Source organism: Ruegeria sp. CH6, from assembly GCF_056537005.1.
Map to the genome: position 1 here is coordinate 82,178 of NZ_JBQFQS010000011.1, position 23,712 is coordinate 105,889.

The following is a 23,712-nucleotide window of genomic DNA, read 5'->3' on the forward strand; positions in this document are numbered from 1 at the left end:
CGGCTGACATGTCTGCGTCCAATCTGAAGTTCAATTGGCGGGCGTCAAGTCAAACGGGAGGTCATCTCAGCGTGAACGGGCCAGCATGGCGATCCGGATCATCGCGCGTTCGACCAAGGCCATAGCGGGCGCAGTTTGTCCGGCTGACCGCAGAGACAGGTCCGTATCGGTCAGAACCGTAAGTGCGGTTTGTAGCTTGGGTGCACCCCAACCTTGCGCCTGCCGCAGAATGCGGTCACGCCGTTTGCCATAAACGGGCGGGCGCAGTTTGCCGATGCCTTGTGCGGCCCCACCCGGATCAGAGGCACAGGCATACAGTGTACGAAAATGCCGGGTTGCGCCGATGCACAGGGTTACACCATTGGTCCCCTGCGCCTGCAGGCGTCGGATCAGCGGTCCGATCTCTCCCGCGCGACCTTCGGCTACCACGTTGAGTACATCGTCCAAAGCCGCCTCGGTTGAGCGGGGTGCGCAAGCCTCAATATCTTCGACCGTCAATTCCGATTCGTCACCACGCTTGTAAAGCGACAGCTTTTCAATGGTTTGGGTGAAATCTCCCGGACTTAACCCTGTCGCCAACTCGCTGAGAGCAGACATGGAGTCACGTGGGATGTTCTGCAATCCGGCTTGGTTGAGTACCCGCTCAACCTCGGCCCGCGATGGCGGATCGTCATAGATACCAACCGCATAGGCTGCAGGATTCGCCTCAAACGCCTTGCGGATTTTGGAACTTGGTTTGAGCTGCCCGGCCGTGATGATGATCTGCGCATCACCGGGTGCCCAGTCTTCAAGCGCCGAGATGATCGCCGGTGCGGCAGCATCTGTTGTGTCTTCAACGAAAACGGCCCGAGGACCAGGGAAAAAGCCAACTGCTTTGACCGCATCCAACAAAAGTGCCGGATCACCGCGCAAATCTGCACCGGGCATTCGGGTCAGGCGCATCTCTTCTTCGGCATTCGGGCCGAGCAGAGATGCCAAGACTTGTTGACGCTTGAGTGCGACGCGCATGGCGTCCGAACCGTAGATCAACAACCCAACCTTGTCCGCGTCAGGCTTAGCGAAATAACTTTCTGCCTCACGCGGGCTTAACTTCATGTGGCGAGACCGGGATTGGCGTAAAGCTGCGTGACAATCTGATCCGCGAGAATCGTCATCAACCGATCCTTTGCATCGCGTTCATCCGCCAGTGTAGACACGGTTGAACCTGCAGCAGAGTAGGCGACGAAATCGGTCACCGTGCCCGAGGCAACGATCTGACCGGTTTCTGCGGATTTCAGCGAGTAATCCGCCCGACCATCGATCGTGTAGCGCGTGGTTTCGTTGGTTGGGGTGATGGCGGCCCCCCGGACAACGGCCGAAACCTGCACATCCAGATTGTAATCACTGCCCGATGTCGCACTACGCCCGAGCCGTTGTTCGAGATTCTGGACCAGCAAATAGCTGTCGACCGTATTGGGGGCAGAAACGGCGACCTTTCCGTAAAGGTTCGATCCCGCCCCACCTGGGGCATACACGGGCTGAAAACCACACGCGGCGATTGCCAGCGGCATCAGCAACAAGGTTCTGCGATCAAACGACGACATTGACGATCCGGCCCGGTACAACGATCACTTTCTTGGGCGCATTACCATCCAGCGCCTTCTGCACAGCTTCGGTGCTGAGCGCAATTTTTTCAACCTCATCCTTGGCCAGATCCTTGGCCACGCTGATTTCTGCGCGACGCTTGCCGTTGATCTGGATCGGCAGGGTGACGGTGTCATCAACCAGCATTGCCTCGTCAGCGACCGGCCAAGGAGCGACAGCCACCAGCCCTTCGCCGCCCTGATGTGCCCAGATATCCTCGGCCAGATGCGGGGTCATTGGCGACATCAGCTGCGCCAGTGTCTTGATCGCCTGCTTTTGAGCGGCGGCACCTGCTTTGGATTTCGCAAGCGTATTGGTGAATGCATAGAGTTTCGCGATAGCTGCGTTAAAGCCAAAGCTTTCCACACCCAGTGTCACATCGTGGATGGTCTTGTGCATCTCGCGCAGCAGTGCCTCATCCCCTTCGCCTTTCGCATCAGGGTCCATTGCGCCGATCTTGTCGCAGAGATTCCACACCCGGTTCAGGTGTTTAAAGGCTGCTTCCGCACCCGCAGCGGTCCACTCCACGTCACGCTCCGGCGGCGAATCGGACAGAACGAACCATCGTGCGGTGTCCGCGCCGAAGGCCGAGATGATGCTGACTGGGTCGACCACGTTTTTCTTGGACTTCGACATTTTGGCAGAGGGGATAATCTCGACCTCGGTGCCGTCAGCCAATTTGCCGTCGGTCACGTCCTCGGGCAGGTGATAGACCGGACGACCGTTGGCATCGCGGGTCTGATAAATCTCATGTGTCACCATGCCTTGCGTGAACAGGGCATTGAACGGCTCAATGGCCTTCTTCGGCAGGTGTCCGGTGATGTTCATCGCCCGGGCAAAGAAACGCGAATAGAGCAGGTGCAGAATCGCATGCTCGATCCCGCCGATATACTGGTCGACATTCATCCAGTACTCGGCCTCAGTCAGATCGGTTGGCGTTTCAGCGCGCGGAGCAGTGAAACGGGCAAAATACCAAGACGAATCGACGAAAGTGTCCATCGTGTCGGTTTCGCGCTTGGCCGGCGCTCCGCAGGACGGACACGGGGTATCACGCCAGTTGGGGTGGCGGTCCAGTGGGTTGCCGGGGATCGAGAAGTCTATCGGCTTACCGTTGCCATCGTCATATGGCAGCTCGATCGGCAGATTCTCTTTCTTTTCGGGCACGGTGCCGCATTTTTCACAGTGAACAACGGGAATCGGGCAGCCCCAATAGCGCTGGCGGCTCAGACCCCAGTCCCGCAGGCGGAATTTGGTAACACCTTCGCCCCAGCCCGCTTTTTCGGCAAAATCCACGGTGGCGTTGATGGCCTCGTCGCCTGTGGCCTCAGTCAAGCCTGCGAAATGGTTCACCCAACGGACTTTTTCGGTTTTCGGCGGCACAAAGGCGATCTTGTCGACCGGAGTGTCATCGTCCAGCGCAAAGAACGTGTCGACCACCGGCAGGCCGTATTTGCGGCAGAAATCCAGATCGCGCTGGTCATGCGCCGGGCAGGCAAAGATTGCACCAGTGCCGTAATCCATCAGGATGAAGTTGGCGATCCAGACCGGCAGTTCCCAATTCGGGTCCAGCGGGTGTTTTACGCGGATACCGGTATCATAGCCCAGTTTCTCAGCGGTCTCGATCGCCTCTTCCGTGGTGCCACCCTTGCGGCATTCGACAACAAATTCAGCGACTTCGGGGTTTTCGGCCTCAAGCTGCTTGGCAATCGGGTGGTCTGGTGAGATGCCGACAAAGGACGCGCCCAGCAGCGTATCGGGGCGAGTCGTATATACGGTGATCGGCTCTTCGCCATCGGTACGTTCGAACCCGAACTGAAGGCCGCGTGACTTGCCGATCCAGTTTTCCTGCATCAGGCGTACTTTGGCGGGCCAGTTGTCCAGTGTATCCAGCGCGTCGAGCAGCTCTTCGGAATAGTCGGAAATCTTGAAGAACCATTGGGTCAGCTCGCGTCGCTCTACCAAGGCTCCCGAGCGCCATCCGCGGCCGTTTTCCACCTGTTCATTGGCCAGAACAGTCATATCGACCGGATCCCAGTTCACCACGGCGTTCTTGCGGTAAACCAGCCCTGCATCGAGCATATCAAGGAACAATGCCTGCTGCTGGCCGTAATATTCCGGGTCACAGGTGGCGAATTCGCGGGACCAGTCAATCGACAGACCCAGCGGTTTCATTTGCCCGCGCATGTCGGCAATATTGCTATAGGTCCAGTCTTTGGGGTGGCCGCCAATGGCCATAGCGGCATTTTCCGCGGGCATCCCGAACGCATCCCAGCCCATCGGGTGCAGCACGTTGTGTCCGGTTGCCAGCTTGTGACGCGCGATCACATCGCCCATCGTATAGTTGCGTACGTGCCCCATATGGATTCGGCCCGACGGGTAGGGGAACATCTCAAGCACGTAATACTTCGGCTTGTCCGCCTTGTGGTTGGCGGTGAAGATTCCAGCCTTGTCCCAGGCTTCCTGCCATTTTGCTTCGATTTCGTTGGCCGAGTAGCGAGACATCGTACGGTCCTTCGTAATGAAAACGCCGGGCATGAACCCGGCGTGGTAATATTGCGATTTGATGCGGGTTACTAGAGCTTGTTGTCCGCAATACGTAGCTGGCGCGCCCGCGACAGGATGGCGTCTTCGACCGCCCGCGTTGTTGCGGCGCTTACCGGAGCGCCTCCGCTGGTCTGCAGCGCGACCGACAAAGAGCGTGCTGCAAGGGCCGGATCGCTGATATGCACAGTCGCGCGATAGGATCGGCCTCCACCCGGAGGTGTGCCGTATCCAGTGACGATGACACCGGTAAACGGATCAACCTCCTGAACGGGCAGGAAATTCAGCACATCAAGCGATGCCGCCCACAAGTACCGATTCACCTGGGTGGTCTGTTCGGCGTTATTCGGGCCAAACAAATCCCAGATTGTCGAGCGATTCGGATCATCAAGTTCCGCCTCGGCTGCATTTCCGCCCCCAAGTGTCTTCGGGTTGTAAGCCGGAGGCCCGTCGTTATTACGACCGCAGGCCGAAACGGTGGCAGTCAGTATGATCAAACCCGGAATCGTCAGCAGGCGCATCGTCGGCAGGTCCTGTTTCACTTGTTGTTTATTGCTGAGAGATACTCCTAGAGAAGGAAAACTCCTGCAACAACCCCCAACTTGGCACTTATTAATTAGGGGCACTGCGGGCACGTTCATGTGCCGTCGGGGGGTCCGCACAGCTTTTCGCACAAATGCACTGTGGCATCCTTGCACCAATCAGGGCTCAATGACGTCGGTGCATTTATAGCAAGCTTGCGCTTTGGGGGCGAAAAGAGCGAAACGATGTCCGTGCTGAGACATGTGCAGCAGGCATATGTCGAGTAGAAATTATTGAAACCGAGGGAAACAAGATGAAAAAAGTTCTCTTCGCAACGACCGCGCTGATCGCGACCGCAAGCGTTGCAGCAGCGGAAGTTAAGTTCAGCGGCTACGGCCGTTTTGGTATCGCGTACAAAGAAGACCGTACCGGTACTGTACCGAACATCGACACCACCACAACTCCGCCGACCGTTGGCACGGCGACTGTTGCAACCGACAACACCATCCTGGTCTCGCGTTTCCGTCTGAACATCGACGGCACCGCAGAAACCGACGGTGGCGTTGAGTTCTCGGCTCGTGTTCGTCTGCAGGCTGACGAAAACGCCAACACCGGTGAAGCCAACTCGGCTGGCCTGAACGGCGCACGTTTCTCGGTCATCTACGGCGGTCTGCGTGTTGACGCGGGTAACGTAGCGGGTTCGTTTGACAACCTGGCAAACTACTACGGTACTGAAATCGGTCTGGAACTGTTCGCAGGTCAGTACTCGGGCGTTGACTACAACTTCCTGGCTTACTCGTCGACCGGTTCGGGCTCGAACGCTGTATTCTTCCAGTATGCAGTTGGCGACTTCTCGTTCGGCGCATCGTACGACCAAGCGACTTTCGCAGTTAACGGTGTTCCGCAGGACGGCGACCGCTGGGATATCAGCGCAACCTATGCGTTCAACAACATCACAGCTGCTCTGGCCTACGGTCAGACCAAAGCAAGCGTGAACAGCTCCAGCACAAAAGAGTCGCTGACTGTATTCACTCTGGGTGCAGAATTCGGCAACTTCACTGGTAGCCTGTTTGTAGCGGACGATGACGTGGTCAACGCTGCTCGCAACGGTACTGCATACGGTGTTTCGGGTGCCTACACTGTTGGTTCCGCAACCACTCTGCAGTTCGTCTACGGTGACGGTTCTGCTGACGACGATAACCAGCAGTACGGCATCGGCGCCATCTACGATCTGGGCGGCGGTGTAACCCTGCGCGGTGGTGTTGGTCGCTCGAAGCGCGGTCAGGGCACAAGCGTGACCCAAGCTGACTTCGGTGCACAGTTCAACTTCTAAGTTGATCTGAACCGCAAGGTTTGAGGGCAGGTCTTAGGACCTGCCCTTTTCTTTTGCGCTGACTTGGTGTTTCTCTGCGCAAAACAAAATTGAGGACCGCGCAATGCCGCTGCAAGAAATCACCGCCCGTATCGCCAAAGCTGAAACCGCAGCTGGTCGTCCGGCGGGATCGGTGAAGCTGATAGCTGTCTCTAAGGTGCAACCGAATGAGCGCGTCGAGGCCGTCCTTGATCAGGGGCACCGTTGCTTTGGCGAAAACCGTGTTCAGGAGGCAGCCGGGAAGTGGCCGGAATTCAAAGAGCGTTATTCGGACATAGATTTACATCTGATCGGCCCATTGCAGACGAACAAAGCCCGGCAGGCGATGGAGCTGTGTAACGCGATCCATTCGCTGGACCGACCGAAACTGGCAAAGACTCTCGCCCGGCTCGCGCAGGAAATGGGTTCCTGTCCGGACCTGTTCATTCAGGTCAACACAGGTGAAGAGGAGCAAAAGGCGGGTGTTCTGCCTGCTGATGCTGACGCATTCATTGCCGATTGCCGAGAACTTGATCTGCCTGTGCGCGGATTGATGTGCATCCCCCCTGTCGAGGAAGAGCCTTCTTTGCATTTCGCATTGCTCGCCAAAATCGCTCAGCGAAACGGGCTTGAAGGGTTGTCGATGGGGATGAGTGGAGACTTCGAATCTGCTATCGCGCTGGGTGCCACACATGTGCGGGTGGGATCTGCCATCTTTGGTGAGCGGGTTAAGCCGGCGGAATAATCAGGCGGGTACCGGGCGATATCCGTTCCGCGATCCAGCGCAGGTGGTCACGTCGAAATGCCACGCAGCCTTCTGTCGAATAGCCTGGCCGCCTCCATTGGTGGATGAAAATCGCAGATCCTTTTCCGGGAACTGCATTGGGCCAGTTCCAATCCGTGATCAGCACAAGATCATACAAAGGATCGGATCGTCTTAGACGTTCGTGGCTGAACGGATATGGGGCTGTAACGAGATGATTGTAGCTGCTGTCTGAAACATCATCCGACCAGAGGTCATGTGGCCCTATGGGGCGTGCCCACGGGGCAGGGGGCGTGATCCGGTCAGGTCGATAGAGCATGCCAGCGATTCTATGAACGCCGATCGGGGTCGCGCCATCACCCTCGCGCTTTTGATCGCTCAGCCCACCTTTGCCGATTGAACAGGGAAAGAGTCTTCCTGAAAACCGTACCCCCATTGGGGTCAGAACCAGATCGCCGGGTGTCAAAGCAGATGACCCGATTTCGCCGCTTTTGTAGCCAGATATCCCCGGTTGTGGGCAGTTTCACCCACTCTGAGTGGTACACGTTCGGTGACTGCAATGCCTGTGCGTTCCATCATGGAGATTTTGGCAGGGTTGTTGGTCAACAGCCGTACCGAATTGAACCCGAGTGATTTCAGAATGTCCGAACCCAGTCGGAAATCGCGTTCATCATCTTCGAAGCCCAGCCGGTGATTGGCTTCGACGGTATCGAATCCCTGATCCTGCAGGAAATAGGCTCGCATTTTGTTGGCCAGGCCAATACCTCGACCTTCCTGATTCAGATACAGAAGTACACCAGAGCCTTCGGCGCCCATTTGCGCCAACGCACCGCGCAGCTGCGGCCCGCAGTCACATTTCAGGCTGCCCATGAGGTCGCCGGTGAAACAGGCCGAATGCAGGCGAGCTAAGACGGGTTTTCCGCGATCAGGTCGCCCGATTTCCACAGCATAATGCTCCTCGCCCCCATCTTCGGGCCGGAATACATGCAATCGGCCAGCCTCGGATACTTCCATAGGCAAACGCGCTGCTACAACCTCATGTAGCGCACTGCGATCTGCTAGGTGTGGCGCGGCAGACGTATGATCAATGCAGGTCAGCCCGTTTGTTGCAGCGAATGCCCGACCATCTTCGACAGGGATTACCACGGCAGCAGGCAGCAGGCGCGCGGATTTCGTCAGCGCAATGGCTATGCGATGCAGGTTGGCGTTGCCCTGCCGCTCTGTCATCAGTGGACCTTTCATCGGGGCATTGAGATCGTCGGATGGGTCGGCGACGGCCTGAACCCAGGCGATGTCCACATCCGACGGAATGATCACACGTGCCAGATCACCATCATAGGCCCGCGCCTTGAGTGTTTCCGCCCGACGCCCGGTGATGGCGACAACAGGCTCACCCCCCAATCCTCTTAAATCGGCAAGGCGCTGAGCACTCAGGGTCTCGGAAGCCAGTGCAAGCACGCTGAAACCGCTGTCATCGGTCAGGACCACAGGCACGCCCATTCGCAGATCCGCACGTGCACGTGCGAGCAGTTCGGTAATGTCAGGGATGAGACTCATCTATGATACCCTATAGCGATCAGGCATTCTCCTAGCCCTTTCTGCAGCAAATGTGAAACATTTCCGCCGCGTCGGACACGAGGCCGTGAGACGATTGCAGTAAATCTTGTTGATTGCATATTCCACGCGCAAGTGATGCAACAGGCTTAGGAGGACCCGAACATGGCTCAGCTCAAGAAAATCCTGCTGGTGGATGATGATGAAGACCTACGCGAGGCGCTCAGCGAGCAACTTGTGATGACCGAGGATTTCGATGTGTTCGAAGCTCATGACGGTCAATCCGCCATGGAGCGCGCCCGCGAGGCGATTTACGACCTGGTGATTCTGGATGTGGGCCTGCCGGACACCGATGGGCGTGAACTGTGCCGCCTGATGCGCAAACAGGGCGTGAAAAGCCCAATTCTGATGCTGACTGGTCACGACAGCGATGCAGATACGATTTTGGGTCTGGATGCCGGTGCCAACGACTATGTCTCGAAGCCATTTAAGTTCCCGGTGCTGCTGGCCCGTATTCGTGCGCAGCTGCGCCAGCACGAACAATCTGAGGATGCAGTGTTCGTATTGGGGCCGTATACGTTCAAACCCGCGATGAAAATGCTGATCACCGAAGATGATCGCAAGATTCGCCTGACTGAGAAAGAAACCAACATCCTTAAGTTCCTGTATCGCTCGACAGATGGCGTTGTCGCACGTGACGTACTGCTGCACGAGGTCTGGGGCTATAACGCCGGTGTGACAACTCACACGCTTGAAACTCACATCTACCGACTTCGTCAGAAGATTGAGCCTGATCCGTCAAATGCACGCCTTTTGGTCACAGAATCTGGTGGCTATAGGCTGGTTTCTTAACTGGATGTGGATTGAGTTGGATCAAAGTGATACTATCTGACCCATATTAAGGTTACTTCCATCCCGCACATGTCCGGGTAATGACATGTACCTCCCTGTTGGACTGCCGGGCCTTTGGCCCGGCTTTTTTTGTGATTTGATTGGACGCAAAGGTCGGCATAGAGCCCAGAGTCACGGATGCTGCAACTTGCACAAACGGCGGCTTTCGCAGAGAATGCAAAATCTCGAGGTGCGATAGCTTGCGTTCGACGGCCTCTCTTCAGAGGATAGACAGCTTGGATCTCCTAATAAATGCTGCAGCAGTCTTGGTTATACCTGCGGTGATGTTTTCATTTTCGCGCTTCGTCAAACGCCACGAATACACGGCTTTGCGAGCCAGCGGCCAAAAACTCAACCTGAATATGCACAACCTTCGCTCCGCTTATCGACGTAAACACGATGATCCCCTACGCGACCAACACATCAAACTCGCAAGAATAGGCTTTGCCCATTGGATCGCCATTCCTGTGGGATTTTCTACGGTGTTCGTTATTGGAGTAGTCTTGGAAGTGCTTCGAAGAACTGCGCTGTGAACGGAGCAGCACTGGCTGGGAACCGCTGAACGGACTTTCAAAGCCCCAGCCCAAAGTCCGTTTCGTCCGCTTAGCTTCCTTTTCTCATAGCACCCCACCTCACACCACGCTAACCTCTCGCCAAACGCGACAAAGGAAACCGCCGATGCCCTTTACCCTTGCCACCTGGAACATCAACTCCGTGCGTCTGCGCGAGCCTATCGTGCTGAAACTGTTGCAGGAAGAAGCTCCGGATGTGCTGTGTCTGCAGGAGTGCAAATCTCCGGTCGAAAAGATCCCGACCGAGGGGTTCGCCGAACTGGGTTACACCCACATGATTGCGCGCGGGCAAAAGGGATATAACGGTGTCGCCATCCTGTCGCGTTTGCCGATCGAGGAAGTGGGTGACAAGGATTTTGCCGGTCTGGGCCACGCACGCCATATCGCGGGGCGTTTGGAAAACGGTGTGACGATCCACAATTTCTACGTTCCGGCAGGCGGTGACATTCCGGATCGCGAAAAGAATGAGAAATTCGGTCAAAAACTCGACTACCTCACGGATATGCGCGATTGGTTCCATGCTGAGAAGCCCGAGAAATCCATCCTGGTTGGCGATCTGAATATTGCTCCGCGTGAAGATGACGTTTGGTCTCACAAGCAGCTGTTGAAAGTGGTCTCGCATACGCCAATCGAGGTCGAAACGCTGGCCGAAACGCAGGATGCAGGTGGTTGGGTCGACATTACGCGTCAGGATATCCCCGAAGGACAGCTTTATAGCTGGTGGTCGTATCGCGCGCGAGACTGGGATGCTGCAGACAAGGGACGGCGCCTGGACCACGTATGGGCAACGCCCGACATTTCGAACGCGGGCCATTCAAGTCGTGTCTTACGTGACGCGCGTGGCTGGGAAAAACCCAGTGATCATGCACCCGTCTTTGCAACTTTCGACGTCTGATCAAAAACGTAATTCGCCAACTCGGCCCTTGGTTTCCGCGCGACGTGGTTGCATATAGGGCGCAAGGACGAACCGGAGAGTGAATGCTATGGACCTTCTGAACGGCGCAGCCAGCCCCGAAGCCACCGATCTGATCAAGGACGGGTCAGAGGCGACCTTTATGGCCGACGTGGTCGAAGCCTCGCAGGAGACCCCGGTAATCGTTGATTTCTGGGCGCCCTGGTGTGGCCCTTGCAAAACGCTGGGTCCATTGTTGGAAGAGGCCGTAACCGCCGCCAAGGGTGCGGTGAAAATGGTCAAGATCAACGTGGACGAGGCGCAGATGATCGCCTCGCAGATGCGTATTCAGTCCATTCCGACCGTTTATGCATTTTTCAAAGGTCAGCCGGTTGATGGTTTTCAGGGGGCTGTGCCCGGGTCCGAGATCAAAGCATTTGTTGATCGCGTGATCGAAGCTGCTGGTGGCGAAAGCCCCGGTGGTCAGTTGGATGATGCGGTGCAGGCCGCCGAAGACATGCTGAACGACGGCGCAGCGGTCGATGCCGCGCAGACCTTTGCTGCAATTCTGGGCGAAGATCCAAACCATGCGGGCGCTTATGGCGGGCTGGTGCGTGCCCATATCGCCCTTGGTGATCTGGAGCAGGCCGAAGCCATCCTGAACGGCGCACCGGCTGAGATTTCAGGTTCACCGGAGCTTGAGGCGGCACATGCCCAGCTAGAACTGGCCAAGCAAGCCGCTGATGCGGGACCGGTGGCTGAATTGACTGCGGCGGTCGAGGCTGAGCCCGACAATCATCAGGCCCGTTTCGATCTGGCACAGGCTTTGCACGCCAATGGGGATGTCGAAGAAGCAGTGGCACAATTGCTCGAGCTGTTCCGCCGGGACCGTGAATGGAACGACGGCGCGGCCAAGACGCAGTTGTTCACCGTTTTCGATGCGCTCAAGCCCAATGATCCCATTGTTCTGAATGGGCGACGCAAGCTCAGCTCGATGATATTTGCCTAATTCCCGTTCAGGACTACACTCGGGTACATGATGCATCCCGCCGACCTGCCGGATATGGTATCCGTTTTTCCATTGCCCGGGGCGCTGTTGCTGCCCCGTTCACGCTTGCCGTTGCACATCTTCGAGCCGCGTTATCTGCAGATGCTGGACGATGCGTTGAAAACGCAGGAACGGCTGATCGGTATGGTTCAGCCAAACCCTTGCCTTAGCAATGAGAACAAGCTGCATCAGATCGGCTGTGCTGGCCGTGTGACGCAATTTTCCGAAACCGAAGACGGCCGATATCTGATCACGCTGACCGGGATTTCTCGGTTTCGGATCAAGTCCGAGCTGGACAGTTTTACCCCATATCGCCGCTGTCAGGTCTCATGGGATGGCTTTGATCGCGATCTGGGTAAGGCTGAATTGGATGACAGTTTTAACCGTGCGCGTTTCCTTGAGCTTTTGGAGCGCTTCTTTTCTTCGCGCCAGTTGTCGACCGATTGGGACACGTTGAAGGATGCTGACGACGAATTGTTGGTCAATTCGCTTTCGATGCTATTGGATTTCGACCCCGAGGATAAACAGGCCCTGCTTGAGGCACCTTGCCTGCGTACCCGGCGTGAGACACTTGTGACACTGATCGAATTTTCGCTGCGAGGCGGATCAAATGAGGAAACACTGCAATGACCGATTCTGAATTTGCCTTTGACCGGCACATGCTTGAGGCACTGATCTGTCCGCAGACCCATACGACACTGCATTATGATGCTGACCGGCAGGAACTTGTGTCCAAGGCTGCTGGTCTTGCGTTTCCGATCCGCAATGGCATTCCGGTCATGCTGGTGGATGAGGCGCGCGAGCTCGACTAGATCGCGCGACCCTGCAGCAGTTTGGGCAGGTCACCGGTCAACCCTGCTGCTTCGCGCACAAAGCCCCTGCGCAGGCCTGGCAATGAGCCGACAATTCCCATACCAATATCACGCCCCATCCGCAGGATAGGGTTGTCGTTCGAAAACAGCTTGTTGAACACGTCCGTCGCCATCGCAAGTGCTGCGGTGTCGAAACGGCGCCACTCCTGATACCGTTCCAGAACCAGTGTCGAACCGATGTCTTCACCGCGGCGACCGGCCAGTGTGAGGACCTCGGCCAGAGCGCCAACATCGCGCAGGCCCGCGTTCAACCCCTGACCAGCAATCGGGTGCATGCCGTGGGCTGCATCCCCAACCAGAGCGAGACGATCCGAGATGAATGAATTTGCGATCGTCAGGTTCAGCGGATAGGTGAAGCGATCGCCCTGCAGTCGGATTTCGCCCAGAAAGTCCCCGAAACGGGGCCTCAGAACCTGAAGATAGTCTGACTCGGACATGGCGTTGATCTGGTGAGCTGTCTCTGTATGCTCGCTCCAGACAATTGAGCTGCGATTTCCAGTCAAAGGCAGGATCGCCAGCGGTCCCGGCGGCATGAAAAACTGGTGTGCGACGCCGTGATGCGGCAGGCCGTGTTCGATGGCGCATACGAGCGCGGTTTGTCCATAATCCCAACCGGTTCGCTTGATGCCTGCTCGTTGCGCTGTTCCGCTGCGACGCCCGTCACATCCGACAAGCAGTTCGCCCGTGAGTGTTGTCCCGTCATTCAGCGTAACCGTTGCCCCGGACACATCCGCGTCCTGAGACACAACGGTTTTGCCACTGATTTCCGTAATTCGTTCGTTTTCGGCCATTGCATCCAGAAAGGCGCGGCGCAGATGGCGATCTTCTACCATGTAACCCATAGGGCCTTCTTCTATTTCAGCATGGTCGAAATGCATGAAGAAGGGCGCAGGACCAGCACCGGCATGGCCGTCAGTTACCTTGATTTCTAACATCGGCTGAGCGTGGTCTGCGACGCGCTCCCAAACTCCGATGGCGTCCAGCAATCGCTTTGATGCGAGTGCAAGCGCATAGGCCCGCCCGTCAAAGGCAGCGTTCTTGCGCACCTTCTGGGCCAAAGCATCAATCACGGTCACTGAATGCCCGGTCTGCGCGAGTGCCAGTGCCAAGGCAGGGCCGTTCAGGCCACCGCCAACGATCAGGATATCCGAAGCCTTTATCATGATGTGCAATATGCGCGCCCTTTCGGGATTGTCCATGTGCGGTCCTGTCGCTACCGTCCCCGAAAGCACAGAATTCGGGAGGGGTGTGATGCAGGATTGGCTGACCATGACAGCGTGTGATCTGGGCCGGGGCATTGGCATGGGTCAGATTGATCCGGCTGAGCTGACGGAGACCTATCTTGCGGCGATTGACGCGCACCCGCATCGGGATCGAATTTATGCCCGCGTAACCCACGATCGTGCCCGTGCAGAGGCAAAGGCCGCGCAGGAGCGGGCGGGATTAGGGCTTCGCCGTTCCCTGCTGGACGGGGTTCCGATCAGTTGGAAAGACCTCTTCGACACCGCCGGCATTGGGACAGAGGCAGGTTCGGCTCTTCTGAAGGGGCGGGTACCTGACCATGATGCCGTTGTAGTGCGCAATGCCACGGCAATGGGGACGGTCTGCCTTGGCAAAACCCATATGAGCGAGCTCGCCTTTTCCGGTTTGGGGCTGAACCCGATCACCGACACACCGCCTTGTGTGGATGATGAAGATGCGGTGCCGGGTGGGTCATCTTCGGGTGCGGCAGCATCGGTTGCGTGGGGTCTGGCGGCGTGTGGTATTGGCTCAGATACAGGTGGGTCGGTCCGTATTCCATCTGCATGGAACAACCTAGTGGGTCTGAAAACAACCGCCGGACGTGTCAGCCTTGAGGGTACAGTGCCGCTTTGCCTGAGGTTCGATACCGTGGGGCCGCTGGCGCGCTCGGTCGAGGATGCAGCGCATATGCTGGCGCTTCTGGAAGGCAAACCAGTGGCCGATTTGCGCGGCTCAACATTGAAGGGCCGCCGTTTTGCGGATTTGCAGAACGTAGCCAAAGACGATCTGCGCGACTCCCCGCGCGAGGCCTATGAGTACGCCCTGCAGTGTTTGCGGGATGCAGGAGCCGAAATCGTCCCGCTCGAAGTGCCTGAATTGAACGAAGCGATGGCCTTGTCAGGTGTTTTGTACACGACCGAAGCCTATGGGCTGTGGCGTGATGTGATCGAGGCCAATCCAGATGCGATGTACCCGGAGATACTGGAGCGGTTCCGCATGGGGAAAGAATATTCCGGTCCGGACTATGTTGCGGCGTGGTCCAGGCTGAAGGCCTGTCGGGCTGCGTGGGATGAGGCGACTTCCGGATTCGATGCGGTTCTTGCGCCGACTGCGCCAATACTGCCACCAAACCTGGATCGGTTGATGAGCGATCATGAGTATTACGTGACCGAGAATCTTCTGGCCCTACGCAACACGCGTATCGGAAATCTGATGGGCCTGGCGGCGTTGACTTTACCTACCGGAACCCCGGGGTGCGGGTTGATGATGCTGGGTTATCCGGGGTCTGAAGAAGTCTTGCTGCGCCTGGGATCAGCGGCCGAAACTGCGTTGGCCTGAATGCCACAATCCCCTGATTCGGAACCTCTTTGTCTGGACGAAGCAGGGCGTGCCCTGTAATCTGTCAAAAAAACGGGGCGAAAATGATCCCGGTATTGAGGCAGTAGTTATGAATTTCCCCGAGCGGTTTTCGAACCTACCGGCTTATGCATTCCCGCGTCTGCGCGCCCTGTTGGATCACCATCAGCCGGGCGGTGAAGTCGTGCATATGACGATTGGTGAGCCCAAACACGATTTTCCCGGTTGGGTCACCGACGTCATCATGGAAAATGCCGCTGATTTTCGGGGCTATCCGCCGAATGAAGGGTCGCTAGAACTGCGCGCAGCCATCACCGATTGGGTTGGGCGCAGGTATGGCGTTTCCTTAGATGCCGCCGCCAACGTCATGGCGCTGAATGGCACGCGTGAGGGCCTTTATAACGCTGCAATGGCACTGTGCCCCGAGCAGAAAAATGGTCAAAGGCCGATCATTCTTTGCCCGAACCCTTTCTATCAGGTCTACATGGTGGCTTCGATTTCGGTTGGCGCCGAGCCCTACTTTGTGCCTGCCACCGCCGCTACGGGGCATCTGCCGGATTACGCTGGATTGCCCGAGGATGTGCTGAACCGCACCGCTATTGCCTATATCTGCTCGCCGGCCAATCCGCAGGGCGCGGTTGCATCACGCGAGTATTGGGCCGAGCTGATCCAGCTTGCCGAGAAGTATGATTTCCGCATTTTCGCCGATGAGTGCTATTCGGAGATTTATCGGGAAGAGGCTCCTACAGGCGTGCTGACAGTTGCGCAGGAGCTTGGCGCGGATCCTGAGCGGATCACATTGTTCAATTCGCTTTCGAAACGGTCTAATCTGGCTGGTCTGCGCTCGGGCCTTATTGCTGGTGGGCCGGAAACCATCAAACGGGTGAAACAGTTGCGCGCCTATTCCGGTGCACCTCTGCCAGCGCCTCTGCAAGCTGCAGCGGCCAAGGTCTGGGCAGATGAGGTTCATGTTCAGGAAAATCGCGCGCTCTATCAGGAGAAATACGCCATCGCAGACGAGGTGTTTGCAGGGGTACAGGGCTATATGCCCCCCGAAGCTGGCTTTTTCCTGTGGCTGCCGGTTGAGAGCGGCGAAGCAACCGCATTGAAACTGTGGCAGGAGACCGGCGTTCGGGTTCTGCCGGGCGCATATCTTTCACAAGGTGATCCGGGGCAGAACCCGGGCGAAGAATTTATCAGGGTCGCAATGGTGGCCCCAAAAACAGAGTTGCAGCGCGGGCTGATTACACTCCGCGACTGCATCTATTCGTGAGGTACGAGGGCAAAATGGCATCTTTGAACGCGCGCAATCGCGACCCATTGTTGGACAGCACGACTCAGGCCGCACTTGAGCGGCGCAGTAAGGAACTGATCGGAATTGCCCTGATCCTGTTGGGTTTGGCATCTGCGGCGATGATCTGGTCCTACACGCCCGATGATCCGAACTGGATGGTGTCAACAGATGCACCGGTACAGAACTGGATGGGGCGGATTGGGGCATCGATTGCCGCGCCTTTGTTCATGATCGTGGGCTGGGGCAGTCTGGGTATTGCGCTGGTGCTTATCGGTTGGGGTGTCCGTTTCACGGGTCATTTCAGTGAAGAGCGCGCTGTCGCCCGTTTGATTTTTGCACCAATCTGGATTGCGGTTGTATCAGTATATGCTGCGACACTGGTGCCGGGTGCGGAGTGGCGTGCAACACACAGCTATGGCCTTGGCGGTCTATTCGGCGACACCGTAATGGGTGCTTTGCTGACGCTTTTGCCAATCTCCTCACACTTTCTGGTCAAGCTGATGTCTCTGGCCATGGCTGTAGGCATGTTGGCGCTTGGGGTATTCGTACTCGGCTTTAGCAAAGTTGATGTTCAGCGCGGGTTCCGCGCCTTCCTGCTGGGTCTCGTGATGTCATATGACATGATGATGAAACTTCTGGGCCGTGGAGCCACTGCGACTGCCCAGGCGGCCCGTGAACGTCGGGCGCAATGGGAAGAACGCAAGGCAGCGCGTGCTGAACCCGCACTGGCCACGTTTGATGATGAGCTGGCCTACGCCGACCCCATCTTTGAGGAACCGGAGATTGAGCAACCCGAACCAGTGGCCAAAACGGGGCTGTTGGCGCGGATGCCTGCTCTGATCCGTCGCCCCGAACCTATGCCAGAGCCGGAACTGGTCGATCCCGAACCGGTCCAGGGCTATGATGAAATGCCGGGCGAGGACCGTATTCGCTCAAAAATCTCGGCAGCCGTGCGCAACCGCAAAGTTGCAACAGGAGAGCTGACACCTGAACCCGATCCCAATCTGCCGCTGACCAAAGGCCGGGGCAGAGGGCCAGACCCGTTGATCCTGAATTCGATGCAATCGGGCGAATTGCCTGCCGAGCCGCCGCTGACATCTGATGGATTGCCGCCAGAGCCACCGATGACGGCGATGGAAGCACCGCAGTGGGAACAGCCTCAGATCAATGAATACGCGCCCGAACCGGACTACGCGTCCGAAGCTGGTTATGTTCAGGATGATCTGTCGGATCCGGGCTACGACGACGAGGCAGTGTTCGAGGAAGCAGTTGAGCCTGTAGCCCCCGCGGCACCAGCGATGAAAATTCCCGTCGCCGAGCCACGCAAGCCGGTTGTAGCTCAACCAGTTCGCCGGAATGTTCTGCCATCCCGCCGTGCGCAGGCCGAGGCGCAGCCTACCTTGTCCTTTGAAGAGCGTCACTCGGATTTCGAACTGCCGCCACTGGGCTTGTTGACCAATCCGACCGGCATTCAACGCCACCATCTGAGTGATGAAGCGTTGGAAGAAAACGCTCGGATGCTGGAAAATGTTCTGGATGACTACGGCGTAAAGGGCGAGATCGTCAGCGTCCGTCCTGGCCCTGTGGTCACCATGTACGAGCTGGAACCTGCGCCGGGCCTGAAAGCCAGCCGTGTGATCGGTTTGGCGGACGATATTGCCCGCTCGATGTCAGCCCTTTCGGCACGTGTTTCAACGGTGCCAGGCCGCTCGGTCATCGGTATCGAACTTCCGAACGAAAACCGCGAAATGGTTGTTCTGCGCGAGATTCTTGCAAGCCGTGACTTTGGCGATGGCAATCAGGCATTGCCGCTTGCGCTGGGCAAGGACATCGGTGGTGACTCGGTCGTGGCCAATCTCGCCAAGATGCCTCACCTGCTGATTGCGGGTACGACGGGTTCGGGTAAGTCGGTTGCGATCAACACCATGATCCTGTCACTGCTGTACAAGCTGTCGCCGGATGAATGCCGCCTGATCATGATCGACCCCAAAATGCTGGAACTTTCGGTCTATGACGGCATTCCGCATCTGCTGTCGCCGGTCGTTACCGACCCCAAAAAGGCGGTTGTTGCCTTGAAATGGGTCGTGGGCGAGATGGAAGACCGCTATCGCAAGATGTCCAAGATGGGTGTGCGTAACATCGCGGGCTACAATGGCCGTGTGAAGGATGCGCTGGCCAAGGGTGAGATGTTCAGCCGCACAGTTCAGACCGGCTTCGACGATGAAACCGGCGAACCGATGTTCGAGACCGAAGAGTTCGAGCCCAAGGCCATGCCCTATATCGTGGTCATCGTCGACGAGATGGCGGACCTGATGATGGTTGCAGGTAAAGAAATCGAAGCCTGTATCCAGCGTCTGGCACAGATGGCGCGTGCCTCGGGCATTCACCTGATCATGGCCACGCAGCGCCCGTCGGTGGATGTGATCACCGGTACGATCAAAGCGAACTTCCCCACCCGGATATCGTTCCAGGTGACCTCGAAGGTCGACAGCCGTACCATCCTGGGTGAAATGGGTGCCGAACAACTGCTGGGGCAGGGTGATATGCTCTATATGGCCGGTGGTGCTAAGATAACGCGCTGCCATGGTCCGTTTGTTTCGGATGAAGAAGTCGAAGAGGTTGTGAACCACCTCAAGCAGTTTGGTCCGCCTGATTATATTGGTGGTGTTGTTGATGGTCCTGCCGAGGACAAGGCCGATAACATCGATGCGGTTCTGGGGCTCAACACAGGTGGCAATACCAACGGTGAGGATGCACTGTATGATCAAGCGGTGGCGATTGTGATCAAGGATCGCAAATGCTCGACCTCGTACATTCAGCGGAAACTCGCCATTGGCTATAACAAAGCTGCGCGACTTGTTGAGCAAATGGAGGACGAAGGCGTTGTTTCGGCGGCAAATCACGTCGGTAAGCGCGAAATCCTCGTTCCGGAGCAGTAGGATATTTAATAACAAGGGCAAAGCACTTATCTGGTAGCTTATGAAACAGATTGCCTTTGCCCTTGCATTTACACTGGCTGCTCCGGCGGCCTGGGCTGCTGATAAGCTGCCTCTCTCTCAGATTTCCAACTACCTGAACAATATGAAGACGGTTCAGACGACGTTCACACAGGTGAGCGACGACGGATCGCTCAGCACAGGTAAGCTGTGGCTGCAAAGACCGGGAAAGATGCGGTTCGAATACGATCCGCCCAACAGTGCTGTGGTACTTGCGCGCGCTGGTACGGTGATGATTTTTGATCCTAAGTCCAATCAGCCACCCGAGCAGTATCCGCTAAAGCGTACACCGCTATCGTTGGTGTTGGCCCGGAACGTGAACCTGAATCAGGCCAATATGGTCGTGGGGCATGATTTTGATGGCACAGCGACCGTTGTGACAGCACAGGATCCTAAAAACCCTGAATCGGGTCGCATTGAACTGATGTTCACTGGTGAGCCGATCGAACTGCGCAAATGGGTTATTCATGACAATGCAGGCAGTCAGACTACCGTATTGCTAGGCCCGTTGAACGAAACAGGGTCTGTAGATCAGAGCCTGTTTTCTAACAGAAAAAGAAGCGGGTCAGCTGATCGCTGACCCGCAAGGGTACTAACTAGTATCTGCAGCTGGCCAACTGGGCCTGATAAAGCTGCGCGCGGGCGTCAACATCGTTGGCTACCCGCAGCAGCCACGACTTGTTGTTGTAGGTACCGCGTGAGAAGCCGGTGTGCCCTTCGTGATAGGCCAGATACTGATTGCGCGTATCGCTGGGGTGGATACCGTTCCGCTCATAGCTTTTGTTCATGTACCAGCCGACAAAGTCAGATGCGTCACGAATCCGATCCCGCTTCGCGCGGCGTTTCCCGGTTTCGCGCTGATACTCATCCCATGTTCCGTCCAGTGCCTGACTGAACCCATAGGCACTGCTTTGACGTCCCATGGGGATCACGCCCAGTACATATTTATGTGGGGTGCGTGCATCATGCCGATAACGGCTTTCCTGATAGATCGTGGCCATCTGAACATGCACGGGAACACCCCATTTGCGTTCGGTGCTTTTGAAGGCCTTGATGAAGTCCGGACGCTCGCGCGCAATGCTGCAGGCGTCATTCAGATTGCTGGGGGGTCGTTGAGACCCGCCCCCGCAGGATGCCAAAAGAAGCACCCCGAAGAGTACGAAAAGAATTCTGCTCATGTGCCTCGTGCCTTTTTTCGGCATTCTAGCGCAAATTGACCGCTTAGGAAATCACAATCGTTACAAAACCATAGCCAGAACGACAGGTAATGCGGCCACTGAAAGCAGTGTCGAGACCATAACCATTCCGGCAACCGCATCCGAGTTGGCATTGAACCGCTCAGCCAACAGATATGAGGTCACCGCAACCGGTGTACACATCTGTACGACAAGTACACCGAACGCGATCGCTTCGAGTTCAAAGGCAACGGCGATTCCCCACCCCAAGGCAAAGCACACTGCCAGCTTGAGCATCGATAACCAGACTGCTTGGCTCAGGCTGTGGGTTGTCAGGCGTGCGATCGCGACCCCAACAGTAATCAGCATCATCGGAACCGCCATTTGTCCCAGCAAATCCAGCGTATTTGTCAGGAATAAAGGTGTTTCCCATCCGCGCCACAGAAACAGGGCACCCAGCAATGTCGCCCAGACCATGGGTTCACGTACAACTTTGCCAAATGCACCTTTTCCCGCGACCAGGTAGATGCCGTAAGTGAATGAAAACAAAGCCGTAACGGCCAGGAAAATCACCGCATACCCAAGTCCGGCCTGACCAAATGCAAAGATGCACAATGGTAGGCCCAGATTGCCGGTATTCCCAAATATAAGCGGGGAAAGATATGTGCGTTGCTCCAGTCTCAGCACGCGAACCAGTACCCAGAAAACGACAGCCAGAATAAGATTGGCTGCAATCGTTGCGAGCGTGAACCGGGATAGATCCCCACCCGGGATTTCGGTCTGCATCAGGGCGACGAAGATCAGGCTTGGCACCGCCAATGTCATCGCAAAACGTGTAACGAACTGAAGCCGATACTCGAATCCCAGCTTAACCCACGTGAATCCAATCCCTGACAACAGGAATACTGGGGCCACGATTTCGAACACTGTCAGTATGAGGTTCACAGACTGTTTCCCTGAATTTCAGATCAATGATTGGCAATCCGGCCCGGAAAGATGTAGTAACGTGTTTGGGGGCTGAAACAATGCTGAAGACACATGCCAAGTACCGCCTGGGTCAGGTGGTTCGACACAAAAAACATCCCTTCCGAGGGGTGATTTTTGACGTGGATCCGGAATTTGCAAATACCGAAGAATGGTATCAGGCGATCCCGGAAGACAGCCGTCCGATCAAGGATCAACCGTTCTACCACCTGTTGGCTGAGAACGATCAATCCTTCTATGTGGCTTATGTTTCTGAACAAAATCTGGTTGAGGACCAATCCGGTGAGCCGGTGGACCATCCGGATATCCCAGATATGTTTGGACCATTCGAAGACGGGTCGTACCCGCTGCACTTCCAGTTGAACTGATTTGACCGGTTGAGATTGACGCCTTTGGGTTTTCATCAATAGCCTAGGGCGCAACCATCTTTTCGTGGGTCACTTGCACCTTCCAGAACTCCGTCTTCACGGATTCGTATGGCCTGAGCTCCGCCCAATGGCGTTTCCCTGATCACAACATTGTGGCCAAAGTCGGATAATTGTCTCGAAACTTGATCTGAATAGCCTCGTTCCAGTTTCAAAGCGCCATCTTCGACAAAGGCGCGTGGCGCATCCACTGCTTGTTGCAGTTCAAGGCCAAAATCGGTGAGGTTTGACAAGAAGCGCGCATGGCCAGTTGGCTGATACGCGCCGCCCATTACACCAAATGGCATCGTAACCTTGCCGTTCTGACGCAACATGCCGGGAATGATGGTGTGCATTGGACGTTTACCGCCACCAAGTTCGTTAGGGTGCCCCGCCTCGAGTGTGAAACCGGCCCCCCGATTTTGCAGCAAAATCCCGAACTTGTCAGAAGCAATTCCCGACCCGAAGCTGTGAAAGATGGAATAGATGAGTGATACGGCCATACGGTCCCGGTCCACGACCGTGATGTAAACCGTGTCTTTGTGAACCGCCTCGGTCAATGGCGCTGCGGCTGCCATCGCTTTTTGTGGATTGATCAATGCAGCCAGTTCTGCGGCGGTTTCTGGCGCCAGAAAATGCTCCATTCGGGTGGTGTAGTTCGGATCCGCGATGAATCGGTCCCTTGCATCATAGGCAAGCTTGGTTGCTTCGGCCTCGATATGAACGCGCTCTGCGCCCCATGGATCCATCCCGGCCAAATCGAAATGCTTCAGGATATTCAGTAGAAGGATTGCAGTTGCGCCTTGACCGTTTGGTGGGTGCTCGACGAGTTCTGTGCCGCCATACTCGCCACTGACCGGCTGGGTTTCACTGCATTTTGTATCTGCGAAATCCTTGGCCGTGTGTACGCCACCTTTGGCTGTCAGGGTGGCGATCATGTCATCAGCAACTTCCCCTGAATAAAATGCATCCCGACCTTCTGTGGCAATTCGCCGTAAGACTTCTGCCTGCCCGGGTGAGCGGAAAACTTGCCCGATTTTGGGCGCTGTGCCGTTGATCAGATAGTGGTCTCGCGCCGCACCTTGCAAGGTTGAGGCGCCGGTTGCCCAGTCAAACGCCACGCGCGGGGCGACGGGCACGCCAATCTCAGCGTACTGAATAGCTGGTTGCAGAATGGTATCGAGACCCAGACGTCCTTCTGTTTCTGCCAAATGACAAAATGCATCCACCGCGCCGGGTATGGTGACTGCATCAGGGCTGTTCAGCGGCACAGCAGACAGACCTTGAGCACGCAGCGATTGCGCTGTCGCGGCGGACGCGGCTCGGCCTGATCCGTTCAGAGCGCGGATGCTATTTTCACCGGGGCGTTTATAGAGCACAAAGCAATCACCGCCGAGTCCGGTCATCTGTGGTTCGCAAATACCCAGCAACACCGCGCCTGCAATTGCGGCATCCATCGCATTGCCACCCTGGGCCAGAATATCCAGAGCTACCTTAGCCGCCAGTGGATGAGATGTTGCACACATCCCCTCAGTCGCCAGAACCTCGGATCGGCCCGGCATGTGCAAATCACGCATGATACCGCTCTCCCTTTGAACACGCCGACACTAGAACGCGCTTAAAGTTTGTCCA

At 56.5% G+C, this 23,712-nt stretch carries 23 protein-coding genes; 13 read left to right on the top strand and 10 right to left on the bottom strand.

Annotation, left to right across the window (positions count from 1 at the left end; genetic code table 11):
• Positions 1-66: 66 nt before the first annotated feature.
• The 4 genes from holA to ACR0CW_RS18275 form a co-directional block, all read right to left on the bottom strand.
• On the bottom strand, positions 67-1,095 hold the full coding sequence (gene holA, locus ACR0CW_RS18260) for a DNA polymerase III subunit delta (protein WP_480788876.1): 1,029 nt from the start codon (positions 1,093-1,095) through the stop codon (positions 67-69).
• Positions 1,092-1,583, bottom strand: coding sequence for an LPS assembly lipoprotein LptE (gene lptE / locus ACR0CW_RS18265; RefSeq protein WP_170336839.1), 492 nt, complete (start codon positions 1,581-1,583; stop codon positions 1,092-1,094). Before lptE ends, holA begins: the two co-directional genes overlap by 4 nt.
• Positions 1,570-4,125 carry a leucine--tRNA ligase gene (gene leuS / locus ACR0CW_RS18270; protein WP_480788877.1) on the bottom strand — a complete coding sequence of 852 codons (2,556 nt, stop codon included), beginning with the start codon at positions 4,123-4,125 and terminating at the stop codon, positions 1,570-1,572. Before leuS ends, lptE begins: the two co-directional genes overlap by 14 nt.
• Positions 4,126-4,196: 71 nt before the next feature.
• Positions 4,197-4,685 (bottom strand): DUF3576 domain-containing protein, encoded by a 489-nt coding sequence (locus ACR0CW_RS18275; protein ID WP_155145823.1) that lies wholly within the window; start codon positions 4,683-4,685, stop codon positions 4,197-4,199.
• A gap of 314 nt (positions 4,686-4,999) precedes the next feature.
• On the opposite strand from ACR0CW_RS18275, the gene ACR0CW_RS18280 reads away from it, so the two are divergent.
• Positions 5,000-6,019, top strand: coding sequence for a porin (locus tag ACR0CW_RS18280; RefSeq protein ID WP_155145821.1), 1,020 nt, complete (start codon positions 5,000-5,002; stop codon positions 6,017-6,019).
• A 103-nt stretch (positions 6,020-6,122) separates the two neighbouring features.
• The gene (locus tag ACR0CW_RS18285) at positions 6,123-6,782 is read left to right on the top strand and encodes a YggS family pyridoxal phosphate-dependent enzyme (RefSeq protein WP_480788878.1); all 660 of its coding nucleotides are present in this window, start codon (positions 6,123-6,125) and stop codon (positions 6,780-6,782) included.
• Here ACR0CW_RS18285 and ACR0CW_RS18290 read toward each other — a convergent pair.
• Positions 6,766-7,266 (bottom strand): L,D-transpeptidase family protein, encoded by a 501-nt coding sequence (locus tag ACR0CW_RS18290; RefSeq protein ID WP_480788879.1) that lies wholly within the window; start codon positions 7,264-7,266, stop codon positions 6,766-6,768. The genes ACR0CW_RS18285 and ACR0CW_RS18290 overlap by 17 nt on opposite strands.
• Positions 7,263-8,357 (bottom strand): GTP cyclohydrolase II, encoded by a 1,095-nt coding sequence (gene ribA / locus ACR0CW_RS18295; protein ID WP_480788880.1) that lies wholly within the window; start codon positions 8,355-8,357, stop codon positions 7,263-7,265. Before ribA ends, ACR0CW_RS18290 begins: the two co-directional genes overlap by 4 nt.
• 162 nt (positions 8,358-8,519) lie before the next feature.
• On the opposite strand from ribA, the gene ACR0CW_RS18300 reads away from it, so the two are divergent.
• The 6 genes from ACR0CW_RS18300 (at position 8,520) to ACR0CW_RS18325 (ending at position 12,569) form a co-directional block, all read left to right on the top strand.
• A complete protein-coding gene (locus ACR0CW_RS18300; RefSeq protein ID WP_120634046.1) occupies positions 8,520-9,206 on the top strand; it encodes a response regulator transcription factor in 687 nt (228 codons plus the stop codon).
• 275 nt (positions 9,207-9,481) lie between these two features.
• Positions 9,482-9,778, top strand: coding sequence for a hypothetical protein (locus ACR0CW_RS18305; protein ID WP_480788881.1), 297 nt, complete (start codon positions 9,482-9,484; stop codon positions 9,776-9,778).
• A gap of 145 nt (positions 9,779-9,923) precedes the next feature.
• Positions 9,924-10,712, top strand: a complete 789-nt coding sequence (locus tag ACR0CW_RS18310; RefSeq protein ID WP_155145811.1) for an exodeoxyribonuclease III — start codon at positions 9,924-9,926, stop codon at positions 10,710-10,712.
• 88 nt (positions 10,713-10,800) lie between these two features.
• Positions 10,801-11,718: a thioredoxin gene (gene trxA, locus ACR0CW_RS18315; RefSeq protein ID WP_155145809.1), complete on the top strand. Its 918-nt coding sequence runs from the start codon at positions 10,801-10,803 to the stop codon at positions 11,716-11,718.
• A 27-nt stretch (positions 11,719-11,745) separates the two neighbouring features.
• Positions 11,746-12,387 (top strand): LON peptidase substrate-binding domain-containing protein, encoded by a 642-nt coding sequence (locus ACR0CW_RS18320; protein WP_155145807.1) that lies wholly within the window; start codon positions 11,746-11,748, stop codon positions 12,385-12,387.
• On the top strand, positions 12,384-12,569 hold the full coding sequence (locus tag ACR0CW_RS18325) for a Trm112 family protein (RefSeq protein ID WP_155145805.1): 186 nt from the start codon (positions 12,384-12,386) through the stop codon (positions 12,567-12,569). Before ACR0CW_RS18320 ends, ACR0CW_RS18325 begins: the two co-directional genes overlap by 4 nt.
• Here ACR0CW_RS18325 and ACR0CW_RS18330 read toward each other — a convergent pair.
• Positions 12,566-13,828, bottom strand: coding sequence for an FAD-dependent monooxygenase (locus ACR0CW_RS18330; protein ID WP_480788882.1), 1,263 nt, complete (start codon positions 13,826-13,828; stop codon positions 12,566-12,568). The two genes, ACR0CW_RS18325 and ACR0CW_RS18330, sit on opposite strands and share 4 nt — an antisense overlap.
• 52 nt (positions 13,829-13,880) lie before the next feature.
• Between ACR0CW_RS18330 and ACR0CW_RS18335 the strand changes: the two genes are divergently transcribed.
• The 4 genes from ACR0CW_RS18335 to ACR0CW_RS18350 all read left to right on the top strand — a co-directional run bounded on the left by ACR0CW_RS18335 (position 13,881) and on the right by ACR0CW_RS18350 (position 20,097).
• Complete coding sequence (locus ACR0CW_RS18335; protein ID WP_480788883.1) at positions 13,881-15,209, top strand: amidase; 1,329 nt, start codon at positions 13,881-13,883, stop codon at positions 15,207-15,209.
• Positions 15,210-15,318: 109 nt separating this feature from the next.
• Entirely contained in the window at positions 15,319-16,500 is a 1,182-nt protein-coding gene (locus ACR0CW_RS18340; protein ID WP_480788884.1) for an aminotransferase class I/II-fold pyridoxal phosphate-dependent enzyme, read from the top strand.
• A 14-nt stretch (positions 16,501-16,514) separates the two neighbouring features.
• On the top strand, positions 16,515-19,460 hold the full coding sequence (locus ACR0CW_RS18345; RefSeq protein ID WP_480788885.1) for a DNA translocase FtsK 4TM domain-containing protein: 2,946 nt from the start codon (positions 16,515-16,517) through the stop codon (positions 19,458-19,460).
• 40 nt (positions 19,461-19,500) lie between these two features.
• On the top strand, positions 19,501-20,097 hold the full coding sequence (locus ACR0CW_RS18350; RefSeq protein WP_480788886.1) for a LolA family protein: 597 nt from the start codon (positions 19,501-19,503) through the stop codon (positions 20,095-20,097).
• Positions 20,098-20,113: 16 nt separating this feature from the next.
• Here the strand turns inward: ACR0CW_RS18350 and ACR0CW_RS18355 are convergent, their stop codons facing one another.
• The gene (locus ACR0CW_RS18355) at positions 20,114-20,695 is read right to left on the bottom strand and encodes a transglycosylase SLT domain-containing protein (RefSeq protein ID WP_155145795.1); all 582 of its coding nucleotides are present in this window, start codon (positions 20,693-20,695) and stop codon (positions 20,114-20,116) included.
• 60 nt (positions 20,696-20,755) lie between these two features.
• Positions 20,756-21,637 carry an AEC family transporter gene (locus ACR0CW_RS18360; RefSeq protein WP_480788887.1) on the bottom strand — a complete coding sequence of 294 codons (882 nt, stop codon included), beginning with the start codon at positions 21,635-21,637 and terminating at the stop codon, positions 20,756-20,758.
• Positions 21,638-21,717: 80 nt separating this feature from the next.
• Here ACR0CW_RS18360 and hspQ point away from each other — a divergent pair, with 80 nt between their 5' ends.
• Complete coding sequence (gene hspQ / locus ACR0CW_RS18365; RefSeq protein WP_155145794.1) at positions 21,718-22,044, top strand: heat shock protein HspQ; 327 nt, start codon at positions 21,718-21,720, stop codon at positions 22,042-22,044.
• Positions 22,045-22,079: 35 nt separating this feature from the next.
• On the opposite strand, the gene ACR0CW_RS18370 is transcribed toward hspQ, so the two are convergent.
• Entirely contained in the window at positions 22,080-23,657 is a 1,578-nt protein-coding gene (locus ACR0CW_RS18370) for a gamma-glutamyltransferase family protein (RefSeq protein ID WP_480788888.1), read from the bottom strand.
• Between the last annotated feature and the right edge of the window lie 55 nt (positions 23,658-23,712).